The following is a 22057-nucleotide window of genomic DNA, read 5'->3' as shown; positions in this document are numbered from 1 at the left end:
AACGTTAACGCTTGATCATCTCAGGAATAATTAAGTCCCCGCGCACCACACAAGAGCCCAGCGCGCTTTGGGTTTTTTCGTTGAGCCACGCGACAATCCGCGCCGCCATCGAGTCTATGGAGTACTCAATCGCCGGGATTTTTGGAACCCCCGGCAGATGCAGTGACCCCGCCAGGCTAAAGACCATGATGTCGCCCGGTACGGATTTATTGAACGCCTGCAACTGCGGGATCACCCGCTGTGCTTCCTGCTCATCGGCAACCAAAAGGGCGTTGAAATTCAAGGTAGTAGCATTGTTGAGCAATACCTGCAGCGCCACAGATGACGAGGTGTCATCCATAAAGACCAGATTGCGATTAAACGGCAGGAAATTGTTTTCCAGCGCATGCTTATAACCGAGCAGTACCTGGTCCGCCGGGCCGCTGGTATCGGGGTGGATGAGGGCAATCTGGCGTCTTCCCTGGCTTATCAGGAAATTACAGGCCGTTTCCGCCGCGAACGCGTGGTCGAACTGGATACTGTTTGGCGTTTCTGACTCCGCACAATCCACCAGAATAACATTCTCGTCGTTGATATTCAGCGGGAAACGGGCGCCGATAATCAACACATCGTCGCACAACCCACAGGTAAGTTCTTCCAGCGCGCTCAGCACCCCCGCTTTGCTGTTGGCAAAGCGCAGCAGCAAATGTTTCTGACTTTGGCTGAGGTGTTTTTCCAACGCGTAAAGATATGCGGTGGTCTGGTTGATATTGTCCTGGGCGCAAATCACACCGATGCAGCCTGTCGACTGGCTGAGTAAGGACTGTGCGATAACATTGGGCCGATAATTCAGCTCATCGACCGCTTTCAGTACTGCAAGGCGGCTGGCTTCCTTAACGCCGCGCGAACCACTCAACACCCGTGAGACTGTGGCTTTGGACACCCCAGCTAAACGTGATACATCGTTGATTGTAGACATCTTTCTCCCCTGACAGACGACTAATTTACGCCTGAAAATACCAAGTACAGCAATGGTTCATAATATAACCATTCGCAGTATATCCTTTTCTTTTTTTCATGGAAACCGATTTTCCATTTGGACTCTATTGCTATCAGAATCCATCCAAATTCCGTGACCTTAATCCAGAAAAAAGCGCTTATATCATTGAGACTTTGATACCCATCACACTTCTTTTGCGACGAGATGGAAACCGGTTTCCGTATGATATCCAATCATCCCCGCAATAACTTTTTACATTCGAGGAAGGTCAAGATGTTCAGGATTATGTTGTGTTGCTCCGCCGGTATGTCTACCAGCCTGTTAGTCAGGAAAATGGTTGAAGAGGCGCAGCAACGGAATTTGCCGGTCGAGATCGATGCGTACGGTGTGGCTGAATTTGATATGCAGTTTCCACGATACCAGGTCGTGCTTCTCGGACCGCAAGTGAAATATATGTTAAATACGCTGTCAGAAAAGGCCGCCGCCGCCGGTATCCCCGTGCAGCCCATCAATCCGATGGACTACGGGATGCAGCGTGGCGATAAAGTACTGGACTATGCACTGTCGCTGATTGAAGCGGCGCACTAAAAGGTGAACCCATGAGTTCGTTATATCAGTCTATGATTGGCGTCATTGAGCAGTCCATTACCCCGCTTGCGGGCAAACTCGGACAGCAGAAATACGTTATCGCTATCCGCGATGGCTTTACCGCCGCGCTGCCGTTCATGATCATCGGCTCGTTTATGCTGGTGTTTATTTTCCCGCCGTTCTCCCCGGAAACGACCAACGGTTTTGCCCGCGCCTGGTTGGATTTTTCTACCGAATATCGCGCACAGCTAATGTTGCCTTTCAACCTGAGCATGGGGGTCATGACCTTCTTCATTTCTGTCGGTATCGGTGCGAGCCTGGGCCGTCAGTTTAATCTTGACCCGGTGATGACCGGCCTGCTGGCGTTTATGGCGTTCCTGCTGGTAGCGGCCCCCTATCATGAAGGACAGATTTCCACTCAGTACCTCTCCGGCCAGGGGATCTTCACCGCACTGCTGACGTCGATTTACTCCGCTCGCGTTTATGCCTGGCTCAAGCAGCACAACATCACTATTCGCCTGCCGAAAGAGGTGCCGACCGGTGTTGCCCGCTCGTTTGAAATCCTGATCCCGGTTCTGGTGATTATCGGTACGCTGCATCCGCTGAACCTGTTTATTGAAGCGCAAACCGGCATGATCCTGCCGCAGGCGATTATGCACCTGCTGGAACCGCTGGTCTCCGCATCAGACTCACTGCCGGCCATTCTGCTCTCTGTGCTGCTGTGCCAGATCTTCTGGTTTGCCGGTATCCACGGTTCGCTTATCGTCACCGGCATCATGAACCCCTTCTGGATGGCAAACCTCTCCGCCAACCAGGCTGCTCTGGCCGCAGGCGCTGCATTGCCGCACGTTTACCTGCAAGGTTTCTGGGACCACTACCTGCTGATCGGCGGCGTGGGTTCAACCTTACCGCTGGCCTTTTTGCTGCTGCGTAGCCGCGTTGCGCACCTGCGGACTATCGGCAAAATGGGTGTTGTGCCAAGCTTCTTCAACATCAATGAACCGATTCTGTTCGGCGCGCCGATCATCATGAACCCGATGCTGTTTATCCCGTTCGTCTGTGTCCCTCTGGTAAACGCCATTCTGGCGTATGCGGCAACCCGCATGGGCTTACTGGCGCAGGTCGTCTCACTGACGCCATGGACAACACCGGCACCGATTGGCGCATCCTGGGCTGCCAACTGGGCATTCAGTCCGGTGGTGATGTGCGTGATTTGTATGGTGATGTCCGCACTGATGTACCTGCCGTTCCTGCGTGCTTACGAGCGTTCATTGATGAAGACCGAAGAGCAAAAAGCGCAGAACAGCGCACCGATGGCGGAAACCGTCGGCAGTAACTGAACAAGGAGAGAAAAATGAAATATGCATTTCCCGAAAACTTTTGGTGGGGCAGCGCCAGTTCCGCGCAACAAACCGAAGGGGAAAGCTTACAGGGCGGGAAGAGCGCCACAACATGGGATGCCTGGTACGCCAGCCAACCCTGGCGCTTTCATCAGCAGGTGGGCCCACAGGATACGTCCACCTTTTACCAGCACTGGCGCGAAGACATCGCCCTGTTAAAACAACTGAACCACAACAGTTTTCGTACCTCAATAAGCTGGAGCCGACTGATTCCTGACGGTACCGGTGAGGTGAATACCCAGGCTGTTGCGTTTTACAGCACCATGCTTAACGAACTGGTGGAACAGGGCATCGAACCGTTTATCACTCTGTTCCACTTCGACATGCCGATGGTGATGCAGGAGAAAGGCGGCTGGGAAAATCGCGAAGTGGTTGAGGCATTCACCCGCTACGCGCAGATCTGTTTCGACCTGTTTGGTCATCAGGTGAAGCACTGGTTTACCTTCAACGAACCCATTGTGCCGGTTGAAGGGGGTTATCTGTATGACTTCCATTACCCGAACGTGGTGGATTTCAAACGGGCAGCCACAGTGGCATACAACACGGTACTGGCTCATGCCAGCGCGGTGCGGGCGTTTCGCGCCGGGCGTCACCCTGGTGAGATCGGCATTGTGCTCAACCTGACGCCGTCGTATCCGCGTTCACAGCACCCGGCGGATGTGAAAGCCTCACACCATGCGGATCTGCTGTTTAACCGCAGCTTCCTCGATCCGGTACTGCGGGGTGAATACCCGGCGGACCTGGTGGCTTTGCTGAAGGAGTATGATCAGCTTCCTGAGTGCCATCTGGGCGATAAGGAGCTGATTGCCGACGGGAAAATAGACTTACTGGGCATTAACTATTATCAGCCGCGGCGGGTGAAATGCCGGGACAGCGCCGTTAACCCAGAGTCACCGTTTATGCCGGAATGGCTGTTTGATTATTACGAGATGCCGGGGCGAAAAATGAACCCTTATCGCGGCTGGGAAATTTATGAGCCGGGTATTTACGATATTTTGGTTAATCTTCGTGATAATTATGGCAACCCCCGCTGCTTTATTTCTGAAAATGGAATGGGTGTCGAGAATGAACAGCGCTTTATTGAAAACGGGCAAATAAACGATCAGTACCGGATTGCATTTATTGCCGATCACCTCAAATGGCTGCATAAAGGAATTAGCGAAGGCTGTAATTGCCTTGGTTATCATATGTGGACTTTTATTGATAACTGGTCATGGTGTAACGCGTATAAAAATCGCTACGGTTTTGTTCAGCTCGATTTAGAAACCCAGAAACGTACCGTTAAGAAAAGCGGAGAATGGTTTGCCGCCACCGCGAAGAATAATGGTTTTGATGAAGAGTAAATAAATATGGTCGCATTAGAAGAAGCGGTAATGGAAATTATCGTTAACGCGGGTCAGTCACGCAGTCTGTGCTTTGAAGCATTGCGTGCCGCAAGAGCGGGCAACTTTGAGGAAGCCCAAACACTGCTGCGTGAAGCCGATGGTTATTCACGTCAGGCCCATCAAATGCAAACCAAATTAATTGAACAGGATGCCGGCGAAGCCCGGCAACCCATGACATTAATTATGGTACATGCCCAGGATCATTTAATGACGTCGTTACTGGCGCGTGAATTATCAGAGGAGATTATTCAGCTTTATCAGCGTTAAAAGCTCATAGTTTATGGAAGATATAACTCTGTACCTGAATTATAAAATATAAATCAGCTTGTTTTGATACTGGCATGTTGTTCTGTCAAATCAGGACAGGATGGTTATTGTTTAAAAACAACCAACGAGACCCTAAATAATTCGAGTTTCAGGAATACGGCAGGCGAAAGAATCCCGATGAGCTTACTGATGTAAGTGATTCGGGTGAATGCGCGTAGCTAATGCCCATGCAACTTGAAATATAAAGGGTATAAATTGAGATAACTATGAAATTAAACAATAAACTTCCAGTGGCACTGGCGGTTGCGGCTGCGCTTTGCTCTGGTTCGGTGATAGCACAAGAATTTACGCAAGAACAAATCGACGCCATCGTGGCAAAAGCGGTGGATAAAGCATTAGCCGAGCGGCAGGCAAAAATGGATGCCGCCATTGATAAAAAAGCGGATGTCATTACCGAGCCGCAAAGCACTGCGCAAACGCCTGACTTAGCCATTCCTTATGGCGTGAAATTTAGCGGTTACGCCCGTTATGGCGCCCATTACCAGAGCGGCGATCAGAAATATGTTGGCGTAGACGGTTCATATAATGGCTCGTCTGCGATTGGCCGTCTGGGTAACGAAGGCAACGGTGGCGAGTTCCAGCTTTCCAAAGCGTTTAAGAGTTCGCATGGAGCAATCTGGGACGTCAACGTGATGTTCGATCACTGGGGCGACGAAGTTAACCTGAAAAAAGCCTACGCCGGTGTGACCAACCTGCTGGAATCCAACCCGAACGCCTATTTCTGGGCAGGTCGTGACTTCCACCAGCGTCCACAACAGGGCATCAACGACTACTTCTGGATGAACCACGATGGCCAGGGTGCCGGGGTGAAAAACTTCGATATCGGTGGCGTACAGTTTGACGTGGCCACTGTAGCTGCCGTGCAGTCCTGTAACCCGGAAGTGGAAGACAACGGGGATAACCCGTCACGCATTACCTGTACCGGCGGCTCCGGCACCGGTGACAAAGGCAACTACGCCGTCACCTCAAAAATCCACGGCATGAAAGTCGGCCCGCTGGATCTGGAAGTTTACGCAAACTACGGTTTTGACTCGAAGGCCGTTGAAAGCGACGCCCGCCTGAAAGCCTGGCAGGGTGGCGTGGTGTTAAGCCATACCAACGACAGCGGTGTGAACAAAGTTATCGCCCGTTATTCTGATAACGCAGATAACAGCGTTTATAACAAAACGGATGATTTAAAGACTATTTATGCCAGCTTCGAAGGGCTGCACAAGTTTAGTCGCCAGATGCAGGTGGAATATCTCCTCGCCTTCCACGATTACGACAACAGCGCAGACAAGTCTGACAACCGTAAGAACTACAACGCCATTGTGCGCCCGATGTACTGGTGGAACGACGTTCATTCTACCTGGCTTGAGCTGGGCTGGCAGAAAGTGGCTTACGACAAAGGCGGTGATAACAACGGCTGGAAAGCGACCCTGTCGCAGAATATCTCCATCGATATGGGGCCAGAGTTCCGTCCGATGCTGCGCTTCTACGTGACCGGTGGCGAAGTTGACAACAAGCGTACCGCGCGTGTTAACGGTACGGATGACACCACGCTGGACTCCTTCAACGTCGGTGCAATGTGGGAAGCCTGGTTCTAATGTAAATCCACGGGCGGCAGGGATGCTGCCTCCGGTTATCCATCACGCCTGTGTTATGATGCAAAATTCATCAATAAGAAAGCAGCATGGCAGGACTGGGTAGAAAATGGGTTTCACAAAAAAAGGGATGCTTTATGTACTGATTGCCGCCATTTTATGGGGCAGTTCCGGGGTTTGCGCTCAGTACATCATGGAGAAAAGTCACATCGCAGCCCCCTGGTTGACGATGGTTCGCCTGCTGTCCGGCGGCGCGGTGTTATTAATTCTGTCGTTTTTCCATGGCGATAAAATTTTCGCGATCGTGAAAAACCGCAAAGACACGCTGAGCCTGCTGTTCTTTTCGCTGTTTGGCGCGCTTATCGTTCAGCTCACCTTCCTGGTGACCATCGAGAAATCGAATGCCGCCACCGCTACGGTACTGCAATTTCTCTCGCCAACAATCATCGTGACGTGGTTTGCCCTGGCACGAAAAGCGAAGCCGACGCTCGCTGTTACGGCGGCGATTGCAACCTCTCTGATTGGCACCCTCTTGCTGGTGACCCACGGGAATATGACATCGCTGTCGATTTCCACCGAAGCGCTGGTATGGGGCATCGCGTCGGCGTTTTCCGCCGCGCTCTATTCCACCTATCCGTCGAAGCTTATCGCCCGCTACGGCACACTGCCGATTGTCGGCTGGAGTATGTTTCTCGCCGGATTAATGCTGACGCCGTTCTATGGCAATAAAGGTGGCGATTTCGTTATCGATGGCAATCTGGTGATGGCGTTTATGTATCTGGTGATGGTGGGTACCGCGCTGACCTTTAGCCTGTATCTGAAAGGGGCGCAGATGATTGGCGGCTCACGCGCCAGTATTCTGAGCTGTGCGGAACCGCTGAGTAGCGCGCTGCTCTCGGTTGCCCTGTTGGGTATCGCTTTTACGCTGCCGGACTGGCTGGGTACGCTGATGATTGTGTCGTCGGTGCTGCTGATTTCGCTGGATTCCCGCAAACGCATGCAGGCTGCAGCCTGACATTCCCCCGGTGGCGCTGACGCTTACCGGGGCTACGGTTAGCGCAGCGATAACCCGGATAAGGGTGAGAGGAAAATCACTTCACCTTCACTTTTCCTGCCACCAGCAGCGCGGTAAGCAGCATCAACGCTCCGGACAGCACCAGCGGTGAAAGCAGGCCCAGGTTGTCCAGCGCATAGCCGCCAACCGCCGCGCCGCAGGTATTTGCCAGTTGAATAACTGCCACCTGAATCGACCCCGCCTTTTCCGCCTGATCGGCAAGCGAGCGGGTGATCCACGTCGACCAACCCACCGGCACCAGGGCGAACGATAATCCCCAGACGATGGCAATCCCCGCAGCAACCACTTTATTGCTGCCCCACAAAATCAGCACCAGCGCGCTCACCGCAAGGATCAGCGGCGCACAGGCCAGCGCCAGTTTTACCGAGCGCTTTAAGATATGTGATGAAAGCGAAGTACCCACAAAGCTGGCAACACCAAAGCTCAATAACACCAGCGTCAGGCCATCAACATCAAAGCCGGCGAGGGTCATAAAGATCGGACGAATATAAGTGAAAAACGAGAACTGCCCGGCGAAAGCCATAAAAATCGCCAGCATCCCGGCCAGGACGCCAGGGCGCTTCAACAAACCAAACATATTCTGATGATGTTCCGTCTGTCCCGGCATCGACGGCAGCGCCATCCACACCCAGCCAATACAGACGAACCCCATTAGCGCTGCACCGTTAAACACATGCCGCCAGCCAATGATCCCGCCGAGAAAACTACCCAACGGTGCCGCAATCACCAACGCAATGGAGACCGCACCGAAGATGACCGACAGCGCCTTCGGAATGGTGCGGGCAGGCACCAGTCGCATAGTCAGGGAGGCGGACATCGCCCAAAAACCGCCCAGCGCTAACCCAAGGCACGCACGCCCGAGCAACAGCAAGGTAAAATTATTGGCAAACGAGACCAGCAGACACGAGAGCGTCAGCAGCACGGAAAAGGCAATAACCACCAGACGGCGATCCGTTTTGCCGATGATATGGGTGATAAACAGGCTGGCGAACATGGCGACAAATGCCGTTACCGTCACCGATTGTCCGGCAACACCTTCCGACACGCCCAAATCCTGCGCCATGGGCGTCAACAGACTCACCGGCAGAAACTCCACGGTGATCAGGCACGCCACACAGAAGGCGACGGCAAATACCGCCGACCAGTTTGGGCGACTTACGCCGCCTGTTGCAGGCTGCGTCCGCTGCATTTCCATCATTTTTACACCCGGCTTCATGTTTTATTGAGAAAGCCGTGTAGTGTAACAAACAATAGTGTGATTCATTTAACATTTACGCAACTATTTACAGCGTCGGACAGTAAGATCAGTGTAACCAGTGCACCCCTTCCTCAGGGACAAACAAAGTGTTGTAGCGCATCTGGAAGGCATTAAGCTCAGCAACATCCGGCTCGAGTTCGCGTAAAAAGCCCAGCGCGAGACGGACTTGCGCATCGGTAATGGGCGCGGCCAGCCGGGCCTTTTGCAGAATGCGATGCCAGGATTGCAGATGCTGTTCACTGCCATCGACAATAAAAACCTGCCAGATAAAGAGCATCTGGGCGGCATTTTGCAGATGTGCTTCATCCGGGCGAGCCAGATACTGAATAAACTCCGCCCCTGCGCTTTTCCCCATCTGATCAATCATGGTTTCCACCGGCACCGGCGTGATTGCCAGCCGCTCACTCAACCGGCGGATCGCGCGACGTGAGTCAGACGTTAATACCCTGAAACCAATAATAAAAACCACAACCAGTGTCGTCAGTGTTAACCAAATCATGAAAGCTCCCGCCACATCTCAGGAGGCACATCATAAAGTCAAAATGCACAAAATGGACAGTCGAAGCGTGAGCTTACTGGTTTTTCGTAGTGCACGGGATCACGCAGATGGCTGATTTTATTGATGAGAATACACAACGAAGCCCGGCGAACCGGGCTCAGGTAAGGCCATCAGGCAATGCCCGTGGTGACGCTAAAATGGCGGGTTTGCTGTGGCGCAAGGCTGAGTAAACTGCCGCTACGCTTCGCAGCAAGAAACCCCTCGGGGCGACAGGTTGCCGGAAGGGCAAATGCCGCGACCTGCTGATCGCCGTTGTAAAGGATCCAGCGCGTGACGTAATTAAACTGCTCACTGGAAAAACGCGTCACAAAGGTGGTGCCATCCGGTGCATGCATAGAAAATTCAGGCTTATCCGTGTAGCGGTCAAGCCTGTCGGCAAAGAAGACGATTTCCGGATCGTAGAATTCCGGCTCCGTCAGCGCATTGACCGTCGCTTCGCCCTGCTGTACGCGGCGATTGAATTCCAGCCACTGCTCCGTCGGTTTCACATGCGCCGGGATGGATTCGCGCAGCGTTAACGCTTCATCCGGAATGTTCTGGCTAAATGTCGCCTGCGGAACATAGGCGTAATTCATATGGCACATGTACTGCAGCGGCATCGGCACCGACGCCAGATTGGTAACATCCATGGCGATATCAAACAGCGCGCTCGCTTTATGCAGCGTGACCGACGGTTGTGCAAAGTAGTGATCGCCAAAACCCATCACATACTCATAGCGCCCGCCCAGACGCAGCGCGTCGCCGTCAAGCTCCAGCCACGCCTCATCCATCGTGGCGCAGGCCATTTCGCCGTGCAGCGCGTGAGTATCTTCCGCTGACGGACAGCCGTTCGCCAGCAGCCCGGAATGAAAAGCAAAACAGCCGTATGTTTCAACAATCACATTCGCCGGTTTGGGCTGGCTGAACATGTTACGCATCGTCAGGTCGTGCCCGTCGAAGGTCGCATCCCAGATCATCTGTCCAAGCCAGGGCAGTACGACCAGGTGCCCACGGGCGTTCTCCAGCCGTACAGCCTCCACGTCGCTCGGGTAGCGGAACGCGGTGACGGTAAAATCGCTGTTTTCCAGTAAGGTGCGCGGCTGTTGGGTGAACAGCTCACGCCACAGAGTCAATCGTGTTGCCATCGTCCTTCTCCTCAGGAAGCGGTCGCTTCGGTCAGTTCGCGACGCACTCGACTTTCGCGCCAGAAATAGACGCCAACGTAGACAAAGCACAGCATGGAAACGAGGAACGACAGTTGCAGTGAATGGAGCATATCTGCCACATAGCCCTGAATCGCCGGGACCACCGCCGCGCCAACAATCGCCATCACAATTACCGCGCCTGCCATCTCCGTATGTTCGTTATCCACGGTATCCAGCGTGCCGGCATAGATGGTCGCCCAGCACGGTCCAAACAGGATGCTGACTGCCACCGCCACGTACACCGCGCTAAAGCTGGGGGCCAGCGCCACGTATGCCAGGAACAGGGCGCCAATCACGGAATAGAGGATCAGCACTTTGGCCGGGTTAAACCGCGTCATCAGAATGTTGGCGACGAACTTGCCAATAAAGAAGCAGGCGAAGCTATAGACCATAAAGTTTGACGCATCGCGTTCGTTGATATCGCCCAGTTCCAGTGCCAGACGAATGGTGAACGACCACACCGCCACCTGCATGCCGACATACAAGAATTGCGCGACAATACCACGACGAAAACGGGCATTCTGTGCCAGATAACGCAGCGTTTCCATGGCGGTTGGACGTTTATGGGTCTCCGTTTGCGCCACTTTGCATTTCGGGAAGCGGGTGAACATAAACAGCGCCATGACAACCACCAGCACCATAATCATGTATTTATAGGGCTCAAGGGTGTTTTCGAGCATCAACACTTTAAAATTATGAATCTGCTCGGGTGTCATCCCGGTCATCTGCTTTTGCAGACTCTCACCTTCGGAGAAAACCAGGTACTTACCGAGCAAAATGCCCGCCGCCGCGCCAATCGGGTAGAAGGTCTGGCTGATGTTCAGGCGCAGAGTCGCATGTGATTTTGGCCCCAGCATCGAACTGTACGTATTGGCCGCGGTTTCAAGAAAACTCAGCCCAATGGCGATGGCAAATATCGCCGCCAGGAACATGGTATAGGTCGCCATATGCGAGGCCGGGAAGAACAGCGAACAGCCGACGATATAAAGGGTCAGCCCGATTAATATCGCAATTTTATAGCTGCTCTTTTTAATAACCAGAGAAGCCGGGAGCGCAATTAAGAAATAGCCGCCATAAAACGCACTCTGCACTAACGCAGAGGCAAAGTTACTTAATGAGAACACGCTTTTAAATTGCGTTATGAGAATATCATTTAACGCAGCGGCGCATCCCCACAACGGGAATAAACAGGATAACAAAATAAACTGGAACAAAGGGGTTTTATTCAAATACCCGTCGGGCATCTGAACGATATTTTTTTCGTTCATAGTGCTACCTTTCAATGTGCAGGGTTTATCACTGTCTTATTCCGAACAGCAGGCGGCAATGCGCCTGCTACAGAATAAACTCAGCGGTTATTATTCATGTAAAGCCAGGTACTCATTAAATTGTTCAATGCTGGGGTAAGACGATTGTGTGCCTTTGCCGGTCACACTAAAAGCAGCGAATAGCGCGGCTTTTTTCATCGCCGCTTCGACATCGCCGCCCTGGACATAGTAGTGGGCAAAACAGCCGATAAAGGCATCGCCAGCGCCACTGGTATCAATGGCGTTGACCTTGTGCGCCGGAACGTGAACTTCGCGCTCGCGGGTCATCCATAGCGCACCCTTTTCACCCATGGTCACGATAATATTATTCAGGCCATTATCAATCAGGCTCCGCGCCGCCGTACGAATATTATCGTAGGTGTCGACCGGCATGCCGGTCAGAATTTCAAGCTCGGTCTCATTGGGAATAAAGAAATCACATTTACAGGCGTAGGTCATATCCAGTTCACGCAGTGCGGGGGCAGGATTTAATAACACTTTAATACCATGCTTTTTACCAAATTCGATGGCGTGATATACCGTTTCTAATTGTACCTCCAGTTGCAGGACAATTAACTGGCATTTTTTCAAATCTTCGGCAGCACGATCGATATCTTCCGGAGAGAGAAATTTGTTTGCGCCTTTAATAATTAAAATACTGTTGCTGGAGTTGGGATTGACAAAAATCGGCGCGACGCCGCTGCTGGTACAGGGGACTTTTTCCACATAGGTGGTGTTAATTCCCCAGGACTCCAGATTACGGATGGTATTGTCCGCAAAGATATCATCACCCACTTTGGTCAATATCATCACTTTCGAATTCATTTTAGCGGCGGCCACCGCCTGATTCGCGCCTTTACCACCGCACCCGATTTTGAAGGCAGGGGCTTCAAGGGTTTCTCCCTCTTTCGGCATCTGGTTGGTATAGGTGATGAGATCCACCATGTTGGAGCCGATGACTGCGATATCCATTTTGCTACCTCTCAGAAACAATCACATAACAATGATATTTTAGTAACATTAACATGTTATTTTAGTATCATTTGTGACCATGATCGCGATTAGAGAATCACATTTATTACCCTCCAACACCGCAAAATCCCTGACATACCGCGCCACATCACTTTTATTTGCCGGGTAACAGGATTATAGTGTTGATATCATTACGTGTTCCTGATTGATAGAAAATGTTACTTTAGAAACACAGCAGAGCAAAGCAGAGCGGAGAAAGAGAGTGGAAACGAAGCAAAAAGAACGTATCCGACGTCTGGTGGAGTTACTGAAAAAGACCGACCGGATCCACTTAAAAGATGCCGCGCGTATGCTGGAAGTGTCTGTCATGACCATTCGCAGGGACTTTAGTCAGGATGACGAACCGCTGCCGTTAGCGCTGTTGGGGGGCTATATCGTGATGGTGAACAAACCATCCGCCCCCATCGCCGCACCGCAACCTACCCTACGTCCCCACCATCGTGATGATTTACCTGTCGCCATCCTTGCCGCCGGACTGGTGAGCGAGAACGATTTGGTCTTTTTTGATAATGGGCCGGAAATGCCGCTGGTTATCAGCATGATCCCGGATGACATTACCTTTACGGGCATCTGCTATTCCCATCAGGTATTTGTCGCACTTACCGCCAAGCCTAACGCAACGGCTATGCTCTGCGGTGGCACCTGGCGCGCCAAAAGCGATGCCTTTTACGATCCGAATAATCCCTCGCTGTTAGATTCATTAAACCCGCGAAAAGTGTTTATTTCCGCCAGCGGCGTGCACGAACACCACGGCGTAACCTGGTTTAACCTGGATGATTTGCCCATGAAGCGAAAGGCGATGGAGCACGGCATGCGCAAAATTCTGCTGGCACGCCATGCCCTGTTTGATGAGGTCGCACCGGCGAGCATTGCGCCGCTGTCCGGGTTTGATGTGTTAATTAGCGACCGTCCATTACCGGCGGATTACCCGACCCATTGCCGTAACGGATTTGTGAAAGTGATTACACCAGACTCAGAAAACGATCAGGCCCGCTAAGCGAGCCTGGTGTCGCCTTACTCGAAGAACACGGCCAGTTTGTTGAACATCCCTGGTGAAGACTGGTTACGCACGACCTGCACTACGTCTTCCAGCTTCTCAATCTGGCTAATCATCTGCTCCAGACGCTGATCGTCATTCACCAATAGCCAGATGCGACTCTGCTCGCTCTCTTTGATTGGCAAACAGAGTATGCCTTCCACGTTAAACGCGCGGCGGGCAAACAGGCCGCAGACGTGGGTCATCACACCCGGATGGTTACGCACGGTGAGTTCGAGAATTACGTTGTCAGAAACTGTCTGTTGCATGGCTTATTCCCCCACCATCTCAGTATTTGCCGCACCTGGCGGCACCATCGGATACACTTTTTCTTCGGCGTCGATGCGCACGTGAATGAGCGCCGGACCAGGGCGAGCAATGATCTCCTGCAGCGCGGCATGCGGGTCAGCCTCGTTGTTGAGATCACAGGTTTGCAGGCCAAAACCGGCGGCAATCTGCATAAAATTAATCATTCCCGGATACGTCGCCGCGAACACGCCCTGCTTGTAAAACAGACTCTGCTGTTGATGCACCAGACCTAACGCTTCGTTGTTCATCAGAATGATTTTCACATCCAGATTATTTTCTGCGGCGGTGGCCATCTCCTGAATGTTCATCATCAGGCTACCGTCCCCGGAGAAGCAAATCACTTTGCGTTGCGGGTTCGCCAGCGCAGCACCTACCGCCGCAGGCAGACCGAAGCCCATAGTGCCCAGCCCGCCGGAGGTCAGCCACTGACGTGGTCGATTGAGCGGATAGGCCTGTGCGGTCCACATCTGATGCTGGCCCACGTCGGTGGAGATGATCGCCTCGTCATCGACGCAGGCGGCAACGGCATTGATCAGGCCGTAATGGGTCAGCGGGTCACCGCCCTGCGGAATGGCAGACGGGAATTCCTGCTGTAATTGCGCCACCAGACCACGCCACTCCTCACGCGGCTGCGCGTCAATTTGCGGCAGCAATTGTGCCAGCACTTCACCCACATCGCCCTGAATGGCAACGTGTGGCTGTTTGATTTTACCCAGTTCGGCGCGGTCGATATCCACATGAATGATTTTCGCATTCGGACAGAACTGCTCGGTTTTACCAATCGCCCGGTCATCAAAACGCGCACCAAGAACAACCAGCAAATCAGACTCTTGCAGAATAAAGTTGGTACTACGCGCGCCGTGCATTCCTAACATCCCCAGCGACAGCGGATGCGCTTTTGGCAACATGCCCAGCGCCATCAAGGTCATGGTGGTCGGCAGATTCGCTTTTTCCGCCAGAGCGCGCACCTGTTCCGGCGCGTTAATCACCCCGCCGCCCAGGTACAGCACCGGACGCTGTGCGGCATTAATCATCGCCGCCGCTTCCTGCACGCTTTTCGCGTCAAACGTCGGAGCTGGCGCTCTGCCGCCCGGCTCCGGCAACTCACTCAGCTCGATGGTCGCGGTCTGAACATCTTTAGGAATATCTATCCACACCGGGCCGGGACGGCCGGATTGCGCAATGCGAAACGCGTCGCTCATCACCTGTGGAAGTTCGGCGATATCCCGAACCAGGTAATTGTGCTTAGTGATGGGGATAGAGATGCCGTAAGTGTCGACCTCCTGGAACGCATCGGTGCCGATCATGGAGGCAGGCACCTGGCCGGTGATACATACCAGCGGGATGGAATCGAGACGCGCATCGGCGATGGCGGTCACCAGGTTGGTGGCGCCTGGCCCGCTACAGGCCATACAGACGGCGGGTTTGCCTTCGGTACGGGCCATGCCCTGGGCGATAAACCCGGCGCCTTGCTCGTGGCGCGCCAGGACGTGGCGAATTTGCGTGCTCTGACTTAATGCGTCATACAGTGGGAGAACGGTCCCGCCAGGAATACCCGCTACCGTGGTAATGCCCTGACGTTCCAGTAAATGAACGATCAATTGTGCGCCGGTAAAGCGTGTCGTTTGTGTTGTGCCCGAACTTGCCATGCTCCAGTCCTTTTCTTCTGGGCCGACTTTCCGGGAGGCTTTGAACGAAAAACCCCGCCGGTTTGCGCCGGCGGGGTTTTGGAATCGTGTGTTGTTCCAGTCCCTACGGCGCATTGCCGACGACCACCACCACACGCACGACGACCACCGCGGCGTTATGCGCGGTTTTTAGTAGGTTCATCGTCATAGTGGAAGCGTTCATTGGGGACTCGTGTTTGAATAATTAACAGGATTTATACAAACACAGGAATGGCGTTTGGACAACCGGTTTTTACACCGCAGCGGTAATATGTGTCATTAATCACATTTTAATGGTCAGGCGATAAAAATAAAAAACCCCGCCGGAGCGAGGTTTTTAGCAGGTTTTTGCGGTTGGTAGCCGCAAGCACACTGTGTTACGTCAACAGTGAAACTATACGATCAATTAATCCTGCGCGCAAATTATGCACACACTACGAGCAGTTTGAGTATGAAACAGGATGCAAATTTCGTCCAGAAATCACTGTATATATTTACAGTATGAATTTATAATGATCTTGCCGACCACGGTGTATGAGGGGACCGCTATGATACGGGCGCACATAAAGTCCTGGCTGAAACGGGTGGTGCCGTCAGTGCCTTAACCCCTTGAGAGCACACTGTGTTACGCCAACAAAACGGCTGGTTACAGGCAGCGGAAAGGTACGCCAGCCGGTCGTGCTCCTTGCCAAAGGAGAAACGTATGGGCGAAATGGATATGGTTATCCTTATCCTGAAACTCATAGTTGCCTTGCTGCAACTGCTTGAAGCTGTCCTGAAATTACTGCGGTAATTCAGGTTCAAGTCGTACCTAAGAGGGGCGGGCAACCGCCCCTCTTTAATAAACGCGGGCTGTCTTCGTCACCGCACAGAATAGTCGCTCCGATCAATGCTTTCATGGTACGTTTTTACGCCGCCCACTGACACTGCATACTCATGACTGTTACTGTTTTTTGTATTCTGCTGTTTGCCGCACTTCTACATGCGAGCTGGAACGCGATTGTTAAAGCGGGCAGCGACAAACTCTATTCCGCCATCTGCGTCAGCGGCTCTGCGGCTTTAATCGCCCTGGTCATGCTGCCCTTCTCACCGCAGCCGTCGCTTGCCAGCGTGCCTTATCTCGCCGTTTCCTGCCTGCTACAGGTTGTCTATACGGTGCTGGTCGCTAAAACGTATCAAGTTTCCGATATGAGTCAGACCTACCCGTTGATGCGCGGTACCGCGCCACTTCTGGTGGCCTTGATCAGCGTACTGTTCCTCGGGGATACATTATCCACCTTTGCCTGGCTCGGTATCGCGGTCATTTGTCTGTCCATTCTTGGCATGGCTTGTAACGGGCGACACAGCTCAACGCGTGGGATCTGGCTTGCGCTGCTGAACTCCTGTTTTATCGCCGGGTACACGCTGGTGGACGGTACAGGTGTACGCCTTGCGGGTAGCGCGTTCGGTTACACCCTCTGGACCTTTTTCATGAACGGTTTTTGCCTGTTGGCCTGGGCGATGATCGCTCGCCGCCGTGAAGTCTCTCACTATCTGGTGAATAACTGGAAAAAAGGGCTGCCTGGCGGCATTGGTACCATGGGCTCGTACGGCCTGGCGCTATGGGCGATGACGCAGGCACCGCTGGCGGTGGTCGCCGCACTGCGTGAAACCTCCATTCTCTTTGGCGCGCTGCTCGCCTTTTTAATGCTCAAAGAAAAGGTTGCCGGATTACGCATCGTTGCCGCCTGTGGCATCGCTGCGGGGGCTATTTTGCTGCGCCTGTCCTGATCACGCTGGCAACAAATGTTGCCGATAGTTGTTTACAAATCCTGCCTGGCGGCGGTCACTCTTTCTGACCCCGCATCTTGTTGTGTCACATTACTGTGGTAGATTCCTCTCGCATTTTACGGTTATGGCAGCACCATATTCTTTATTTATCTATTTTTAAAACGTATTCAGCGAAATGAAAAGACAGCGTAATGTCAGTTTACTCTTGATGCTGGTCCTGTTGGTGGCCGTGGGGCAGATGGCGCAAACCATTTATATTCCCGCGATTGCCGGTATGGCGCAGGATCTCAGTGCCCGTGAAGGGGCGGTGCAGAATGTCATGGCCGCCTATCTGCTCACCTATGGCGTATCACAACTCTTTTACGGCCCGTTAGCCGACCGTTTTGGCCGCCGTCCGGCGATCCTCTGCGGCTTAACAGTGTTTATGCTGGCAACACTGGTCGCTGTCACGACCCACAGCCTGACCGTGCTGATAGTCGCCAGCGCCTTTCAGGGCATGGGGACCGGCGTCGGCGGCGTCATGGCACGTACCCTGCCGCGCGATCTCTATTCCGGCACCGAATTACGCCACGCTAACAGTTTGCTGAATATGGGCATTCTGGTAAGCCCGCTGCTTGCGCCGTTGATTGGCGGCTTGCTGACTACCCTCTGGGGCTGGCGCGCCTGTTTTGCTTTCCTGCTGGTGCTCTGTGCTGGCGTCACATACAGCATGGCGCGCTGGATGCCGGAAACGCGCCCGACCGGTACCGTAAAAATGGGCCTGATTGCCCGTTATAAAACCCTGTTGGGTAACGGCATGTTTAACTGCTATTTGCTGATGCTAATTGGCGGGCTGGCGGGTATCGCGGTGTTTGAGGCCTGCTCAGGCGTGCTGATGGGCGCTACGCTTGGGCTTTCGAGTATGGCGGTCAGTATCCTGTTTATTCTGCCCATTCCGGCCGCCTTTTTCGGTGCCTGGTTCGCCGGGCGGCAAAATGCGCGCTTCTCCACACTGATGTGGCAGGCGATCGCCAGTTGTCTGCTGGCAGGCGTAATGATGTGGATCCCCGGCTGGTTTGGCGTGATGACGGTCTGGACGCTGCTGGTTCCCGCCGCACTGTTCTTCTTCGGGGCGGGCATGCTCTTTCCACTGGCGACCAGTGGTGCAATGGAGCCGTTCCCCTTTCTGGCGGGCACGGCGGGGGCGCTGGTGGGCGGCATGCAGAATATGGGTTCAGGCGCCCTTGCGTGGTTTTCCGCTCAACTTCCCCAGACCAGCCAGTTTAGCCTTGGGATGCTGATGACGCTGGCAGGGCTTTTGATTGTGCTGAGCTGGCTGCCGCTGGCGCTGCGCCAGAAGCGCCATGAACATGAACAGGCGGCTTCCCTTCCCGGCGATCCGGCTTCGCATCAGCCTTCTCACAGTCCGGTGAAATAATTGCTTTCAGCAACGGTTCGGTTGTCGGACGCCACGCCCCCTCTTCGCCATCATAAAATTGCGTGTCCGCATTGAGGGCGAAGGGGATCTGCGCCTTATTCAGTTCGCAGGCCATAAACGCGGCGAACGCCAGTTGCGACTCACCTGGCGGGCTTTTAATGGTTTCCCCCACCGACCAGCCGCCAACCCAGGTTGCGTGACCGGTTTTTTGCTGCCAGTGCACCGCGGTGTTAATGCGTGCTCTGATTGCCGCTTTCTCAGCCGCCGTACCCGATGTCCACGGGTACTTGCCATTATTTTTCAATGGCCCCCACGGGAAGATATGCCACTCTGCCAGCAGGTAGTTCTGGCTACGCCCTGGCAATTTCAACGACATTAAATCCTCAGGCGCGGCCCGCAGACGCGGCGCAATAAAGATCATGCGCTGCGGATCGATGTCGTGGATGGTCTTGATGATATTTTCATACGCACGGTTAAGCGCTGACAGATCGTGATTGAGCTTATCCGAAGGCTCATAAATCAGGTCGAAACCCAGCATTGGATGTTCGGTGCCAAAGTAGTTCGCCATCGTTGACCACCAGGCGACCAGTTGGGCTTCGTTTTTTGCGACCGGCTCAGCCTTAAAGGTATCTGCCTGGTAGGAGATTATCGGGATCACACCGTATTTTTCGCAGGCCTCCACCAGCTTACGCAGGTGAATGAGGCGGGCTTCGGTTAACGGATCGGCCACCCGGATACGTACGTGGCGAATCCCCTCCGCATAGAAATCACGGACGATAAGCGGATCGAACTCGCGGATACCGCGCTCGGTTCGCGCCCAGTCGACATCCATCCCCACGCCCAGTTCCTGAGCGTAGCGTGTCGCCGTAAGCGGCGTATCAGCAGCAAACGCAGGCATGCCCGCCAGAAGAAGAGCAATCGCTAACAGTGGTTTTAACACAATTGACCTTGCCAAAATCGGTGGTGATTACATGTATTTAGCATGATTTATCGCCGAATACGTAGCGTATAAACGTAATAAATTCGCAGTTATGCGACAGAATATGAAGATTATGCCCGGATATACCGTCGTAAACGTTGTCGATGCTGGCGCTTATAAAAAAAATCGACCACTGTAGAGCATACACCTTTCGTTTATTGTGCAGAAATTAACATGAATCCTGACCAAATACAGACACTCATCGCGACGTTCCCACAGTTACAAGCCTTGATAGATTTACAGGAAACGACCTGGTTTAACCCGGCCACGACCTCTCTTGAGCAGGGGCTGCCTTATGTCGGCCTCACGCAGGCGGACGTTGAGGACGCCCATGCACGTCTCAGCCGTTTCGCGCCCTATCTGGCAAAGGCCTTCCCTGAAACGGCAGCTTCTGGCGGCATCATTGAATCTGAACTGGTTGCCATTCCGTCGATGCAAAAGCGGCTGGAAAAGGTTTACGGACAACGTATCAGTGGTGAAATGCTGCTGAAAAAAGACAGCCATCTGCCGGTCTCGGGCTCCATCAAAGCCCGTGGCGGCATTTATGAAGTGCTGGCCCACGCGGAAAAACTGGCGCTCGAAGCCGGTTTGCTGAGTATCGACGATGACTACAGCGTGCTGCTCTCCCCTGAATTCAAACAGTTCTTTAGCCAGTACAGCATTGCCGTTGGCTCGACCGGTAACCTGGGGCTGTCGATTGGCATTATGAGCGCCCGTATCGGCTTTAAGGTCACGGTACATATGTCTGCCGACGCCCGAGCCTGGAAAAAAGCCAAACTACGCAGCCACGGCGTAATTGTCGTCGAATATGAGGAAGATTACGGCGTGGCGGTGGAGCAGGGGCGCAAGGCAGCACAGTCCGACCCAAACTGTTTCTTTATTGATGATGAAAACTCGCGCACGCTTTTTCTGGGCTATGCAGTTGCCGGGCAGCGTCTGAAAACGCAGCTTAAAGAGCAAGGCCGGGTGGTGGATGCCGAAAGCCCGCTGTTTGTCTATCTGCCGTGCGGTGTGGGCGGCGGTCCTGGCGGTGTGGCCTTCGGCCTGAAACTGGCGTTCGGTGATAACGTGCACTGCTTTTTTGCTGAGCCGACCCATTCCCCCTGCATGCTGTTGGGGGTGTATACCGGGCTGCACGATGCTATTTCCGTTCAGGATTTAGGTATTGATAATGTCACTGCGGCAGACGGCCTGGCGGTAGGCAGAGCGTCCGGGTTTGTGGGCCGCGCCATGCAACGACTGCTGGATGGCTTTTATACGCTCGACGATCAAACGATGTATGACCTGCTCGGTATGCTGGCGCAGGAAGAAAATATCCGCCTTGAGCCCTCCGCACTGGCAGGAATGGCGGGGCCACAGCGCGTTTGCGCGAGCACGAAATATCAAAGTTTACAGGGACTTACGGCGCAACAGTTAGACAACGCCACCCACATCGTCTGGGTGACCGGAGGGGGCATGGTGCCAGAAGAAGAGATGACGCAGTATCTGGCAAAAGCCCGGCAGCTCTGACGCTTACAGAGAACTCAGGATATGGCGGATATGCGTTAGCCCGAACAGCAGCGAAAGAGAGAGCACAGCCAGCGCAATCAGCAACTTATCGCGGATCGCGCCAGGCTTTGCGAAATCGCTGCTTTCTACATCCATCAGGGTGCGTTTGCGCGTATAACGCCACAGCATACCGCCGACCAACAGCAGCACCACCAGCGAGATCCAGAAGGTGATCCCCGAGTGCTGCCAGTTGTGCTTCACCGCAAAGGCAAGCAGGGCAATATAGCCAAAAAAGGTACGCAGCCAGGCAAGCGAAGTGCGCTCCGGCTGTAGCCCTGGATCTGCCGCGCGGCGCGCCTTGCGGTTATCTGCCATACAGCACCAGTCCCATCACCACGGTAGCCACCGTCAACAGAACGGCGCTTATCACCAGCAGGCTTCGCGTATAGGGCAGGTCTTCTTTCAGACGCATCGCTTTTTCATTGCGTAGCCAGCGCATATAGCCGTAAACCGCCAGCGCGCCAGCAAACAGACAGAGCAGCAGCGCCAGCACCTGACGAATCAGCGGCGTGGCAAACTCCGGCGCCAGTTGATCAAGCCCGACCCCTGCAGCCAGAAAGCCCAGCGCGGTGCGTATCCACGCCAGGAAAGTGCGCTCATTGGCCAGTGAAAAGCGGTAATCCGGCGCTTCACCGAGGTGGGAAATTTTCATGA

The 22057-nt window shown here is 53.5% G+C and carries 22 protein-coding genes and 1 pseudogene; 11 read left to right on the top strand and 12 right to left on the bottom strand.

The annotated features are described in order from the left end of the window. Positions 1-4: 4 nt before the first annotated feature. Complete coding sequence (locus ABIB59_RS17940) at positions 5-958, bottom strand: LacI family DNA-binding transcriptional regulator (RefSeq protein WP_039080064.1); 954 nt, start codon at positions 956-958, stop codon at positions 5-7. A gap of 294 nt (positions 959-1252) precedes the next feature. Here ABIB59_RS17940 and ABIB59_RS17935 point away from each other — a divergent pair, with 294 nt between their 5' ends. From ABIB59_RS17935 to ABIB59_RS17910, 6 genes are all read left to right on the top strand, one after another. After that, positions 1253-1567, top strand: a complete 315-nt coding sequence (locus ABIB59_RS17935) for a PTS sugar transporter subunit IIB (protein WP_071195117.1) — start codon at positions 1253-1255, stop codon at positions 1565-1567. A gap of 11 nt (positions 1568-1578) precedes the next feature. Beyond that, the gene (locus ABIB59_RS17930; RefSeq protein WP_039080062.1) at positions 1579-2907 is read left to right on the top strand and encodes a PTS sugar transporter subunit IIC; all 1329 of its coding nucleotides are present in this window, start codon (positions 1579-1581) and stop codon (positions 2905-2907) included. A 14-nt stretch (positions 2908-2921) separates the two neighbouring features. After that, on the top strand, positions 2922-4310 hold the full coding sequence (gmuD, locus tag ABIB59_RS17925) for a 6-phospho-beta-glucosidase GmuD (RefSeq protein ID WP_071195118.1): 1389 nt from the start codon (positions 2922-2924) through the stop codon (positions 4308-4310). Between the two features lie 6 nt (positions 4311-4316). After that, positions 4317-4619, top strand: coding sequence for a PTS lactose/cellobiose transporter subunit IIA (locus tag ABIB59_RS17920; protein ID WP_039080060.1), 303 nt, complete (start codon positions 4317-4319; stop codon positions 4617-4619). A 266-nt stretch (positions 4620-4885) separates the two neighbouring features. Further along, complete coding sequence (locus tag ABIB59_RS17915) at positions 4886-6265, top strand: carbohydrate porin (RefSeq protein WP_039080059.1); 1380 nt, start codon at positions 4886-4888, stop codon at positions 6263-6265. A 106-nt stretch (positions 6266-6371) separates the two neighbouring features. Further along, positions 6372-7277, top strand: coding sequence for an EamA family transporter (locus ABIB59_RS17910; protein ID WP_039080058.1), 906 nt, complete (start codon positions 6372-6374; stop codon positions 7275-7277). A gap of 76 nt (positions 7278-7353) precedes the next feature. On the opposite strand, the gene nepI is transcribed toward ABIB59_RS17910, so the two are convergent. From nepI to rbsK, 5 genes are all read right to left on the bottom strand, one after another. After that, entirely contained in the window at positions 7354-8535 is a 1182-nt protein-coding gene (nepI, locus tag ABIB59_RS17905; protein WP_107222670.1) for a purine ribonucleoside efflux pump NepI, read from the bottom strand. Positions 8536-8641: 106 nt separating this feature from the next. Continuing rightward, positions 8642-9094: a DUF1198 domain-containing protein gene (locus ABIB59_RS17900; protein ID WP_039080057.1), complete on the bottom strand. Its 453-nt coding sequence runs from the start codon at positions 9092-9094 to the stop codon at positions 8642-8644. A 170-nt stretch (positions 9095-9264) separates the two neighbouring features. Further along, complete coding sequence (locus tag ABIB59_RS17895; RefSeq protein ID WP_354036434.1) at positions 9265-10278, bottom strand: aldose 1-epimerase family protein; 1014 nt, start codon at positions 10276-10278, stop codon at positions 9265-9267. Positions 10279-10289: 11 nt separating this feature from the next. Then, positions 10290-11606, bottom strand: coding sequence for an L-fucose:H+ symporter permease (gene fucP, locus ABIB59_RS17890; protein ID WP_354036432.1), 1317 nt, complete (start codon positions 11604-11606; stop codon positions 10290-10292). A gap of 90 nt (positions 11607-11696) precedes the next feature. After that, the gene (rbsK, locus tag ABIB59_RS17885) at positions 11697-12617 is read right to left on the bottom strand and encodes a ribokinase (protein WP_354036430.1); all 921 of its coding nucleotides are present in this window, start codon (positions 12615-12617) and stop codon (positions 11697-11699) included. Between the two features lie 262 nt (positions 12618-12879). On the opposite strand from rbsK, the gene ABIB59_RS17880 reads away from it, so the two are divergent. After that, complete coding sequence (locus ABIB59_RS17880) at positions 12880-13674, top strand: DeoR family transcriptional regulator (RefSeq protein ID WP_039080053.1); 795 nt, start codon at positions 12880-12882, stop codon at positions 13672-13674. Positions 13675-13691: 17 nt separating this feature from the next. Here the strand turns inward: ABIB59_RS17880 and ilvN are convergent, their stop codons facing one another. From ilvN to ivbL, 3 genes are all read right to left on the bottom strand, one after another. Then, positions 13692-13982 carry an acetolactate synthase small subunit gene (gene ilvN / locus ABIB59_RS17875; RefSeq protein WP_039080052.1) on the bottom strand — a complete coding sequence of 97 codons (291 nt, stop codon included), beginning with the start codon at positions 13980-13982 and terminating at the stop codon, positions 13692-13694. A gap of 3 nt (positions 13983-13985) precedes the next feature. Further along, the gene (gene ilvB / locus ABIB59_RS17870; RefSeq protein ID WP_110295997.1) at positions 13986-15671 is read right to left on the bottom strand and encodes an acetolactate synthase large subunit; all 1686 of its coding nucleotides are present in this window, start codon (positions 15669-15671) and stop codon (positions 13986-13988) included. 103 nt (positions 15672-15774) lie between these two features. After that, the gene (gene ivbL, locus ABIB59_RS17865; protein WP_103281084.1) at positions 15775-15873 is read right to left on the bottom strand and encodes an ilvB operon leader peptide IvbL; all 99 of its coding nucleotides are present in this window, start codon (positions 15871-15873) and stop codon (positions 15775-15777) included. Positions 15874-16392: 519 nt separating this feature from the next. Here ivbL and tisB point away from each other — a divergent pair. The 3 genes from tisB to emrD all read left to right on the top strand — a co-directional run bounded on the left by tisB (position 16393) and on the right by emrD (position 18876). Beyond that, positions 16393-16482 (top strand): type I toxin-antitoxin system toxin TisB, encoded by a 90-nt coding sequence (gene tisB, locus ABIB59_RS17860; RefSeq protein WP_064572414.1) that lies wholly within the window; start codon positions 16393-16395, stop codon positions 16480-16482. Between the two features lie 143 nt (positions 16483-16625). Beyond that, on the top strand, positions 16626-17459 hold the full coding sequence (locus ABIB59_RS17855) for a DMT family transporter (protein WP_039080050.1): 834 nt from the start codon (positions 16626-16628) through the stop codon (positions 17457-17459). A 175-nt stretch (positions 17460-17634) separates the two neighbouring features. Then, positions 17635-18876: a multidrug efflux MFS transporter EmrD gene (gene emrD, locus ABIB59_RS17850; RefSeq protein WP_165159483.1), complete on the top strand. Its 1242-nt coding sequence runs from the start codon at positions 17635-17637 to the stop codon at positions 18874-18876. 166 nt (positions 18877-19042) lie between these two features. Here emrD and ABIB59_RS17845 read toward each other — a convergent pair. Next, a pseudogene (locus ABIB59_RS17845) lies at positions 19043-19708 on the bottom strand (cellulase family glycosylhydrolase); the annotation flags it as partial. Between the two features lie 321 nt (positions 19709-20029). Between ABIB59_RS17845 and dsdA the strand changes: the two are divergent. Continuing rightward, positions 20030-21364, top strand: a complete 1335-nt coding sequence (gene dsdA, locus ABIB59_RS17840; protein WP_354036426.1) for a D-serine ammonia-lyase — start codon at positions 20030-20032, stop codon at positions 21362-21364. Positions 21365-21367: 3 nt separating this feature from the next. On the opposite strand, the gene ABIB59_RS17835 is transcribed toward dsdA, so the two are convergent. Together ABIB59_RS17835 and ABIB59_RS17830 are read right to left on the bottom strand one after the other, a co-directional pair. After that, positions 21368-21718, bottom strand: coding sequence for a DUF202 domain-containing protein (locus ABIB59_RS17835; protein ID WP_039080047.1), 351 nt, complete (start codon positions 21716-21718; stop codon positions 21368-21370). Beyond that, on the bottom strand, positions 21708-22055 hold the full coding sequence (locus ABIB59_RS17830) for a YidH family protein (protein WP_334749463.1): 348 nt from the start codon (positions 22053-22055) through the stop codon (positions 21708-21710). The genes ABIB59_RS17835 and ABIB59_RS17830 overlap by 11 nt, the downstream gene beginning before the upstream one ends. Positions 22056-22057 lie beyond the last annotated feature (2 nt).

It is taken from the genome of Citrobacter sp. UYEF32 (assembly GCF_040546205.1).
GTDB classification, from domain to species: Bacteria; Pseudomonadota; Gammaproteobacteria; order Enterobacterales; family Enterobacteriaceae; genus Phytobacter; species Phytobacter diazotrophicus.
This window is presented reverse-complemented; position numbering and strand designations above follow the sequence as displayed.